Annotated in this window: 1 protein-coding gene; it reads right to left on the bottom strand. The window is 69.8% G+C overall.

Going from position 1 to position 1,300, the window contains the following annotated elements:
• On the bottom strand, positions 1-1,253 hold a 1,253-nt coding region (locus B9S61_RS39505; protein WP_103546550.1), incomplete at its 3' end, for an ISL3 family transposase.
• Positions 1,254-1,300: the final 47 nt, after the last annotated feature.

The following is a 1,300-nucleotide window of genomic DNA, read 5'->3' as shown; positions in this document are numbered from 1 at the left end:
GCTTCGAGCTTGATGAGGCGGTTGTTGCCTTCGGAGGCGGCGTTGGTGATTCCGGTGGTCAGGTAGGTCTCGATGCCGTCCCACCACTGCTCGACGGTCTCGGCGAGGGTGAGGAGTTCGGGCAGGTGCGCGTGGTCGGCGATGTGGACGAAGAAGCGGTGGCGGGCGGCGGAGATCGCGGAGTGGTCCGGAGTGACGTGCGTGCGGCTGACGGCCAGGCCGAGGAGGTCACGCAGGAGTTCCTTGGCCTGCCAGCCCGCGTGGATCTGCCGGCCGTAGGTGCCCATGTAGTCCAACTCCGTCCGCAGAAGGGCGCATTGGTCCTGGTCGAGGTCCTCTCTGTTGCGGCGCAGGAGTTTGCGGACGGTGTAGATGCTGTCGCCCTTGCGGGCCCGGCGGCCGTGCTGCCGCCAGGTGAGGCGTCGGCGCAGGTCGGCAAGGTGGCGCTGGGCGAGCTGGACGATGTGGAAGCAGTCGACGACCACGGCCGCGTGCGGCAGGGCACGGTGGACGGCGGCGCGGAAGGTGGAGCACAGGTCGATGGCGACGTGGCGCACCTGCTCGCGCCAGGAGGCGGGCTGGGAGCTGAGCCAGTTGGCGACCGACGCCGCGTTGCGACCCTCGGCCTGGCCGAACAGGCCGCGTCCGCCGACCGCGTCGACGAAACCGATGTGCCAGGCGTCCGCGACGAGTTCCCACTTCTGTGTGGCCGGGTTCTGCTTCCACACCGGCTTGCCGCGCCGGGTCTCGTCGATCCCGATCGCCTCGGTTGCGGGCGGGGTCTCGGGCAGGACCTTCGCGGCGTGGTCCTCGAAGCATTGCTGCACGATGGGCCAGCTCAAGGACAGGTCGCGGCCGGCCTGCACGACGGTGCGGCCGCCGTCGCACACTGCGGCCCCCGCCGCGTGGCGCAGGGCCCGGGTGGTCCGCATCCCGGCAGGGACCTGGCCGATCGCCTCGGTGAACGAGCTACGCGGGCAGGCGGGTTCGGTGCAGTGCCAGCGTGCCTTGCGCCACCGGATACTCACCGGGCGACCGCCGCAGGGCAGGTGCCTGGGCCGGGTGGTGCGGTAGCCCTTCAGCCGGGTGGCGAAGACCCCGCAGGCGGGGCAGGCCCGGGCAGAGTCCTCGCTCGTGACGACGTACACCGTCGAACCGCCCGATCCGTCATCCTTGACCTTGATCACACTCACCCCCTCCAGCGCCAGAAGTCGCGTGGCCGCCTCGTTGATCCCGGTATCGTCGATGTCCAAGCCCGTGGGGTTTCATGATCGGTTGCGTAGAGAACAACCATGATCAC

It is taken from the genome of Streptomyces sp. SM1, assembly GCF_002910825.1.
Lineage (GTDB): Bacteria > Actinomycetota > Actinomycetes > Streptomycetales > Streptomycetaceae > Streptomyces > Streptomyces okerensis.
The sequence above is the reverse complement of the archived record's forward strand: the minus strand, read 5'-3'. Positions and strand labels throughout refer to the sequence as shown.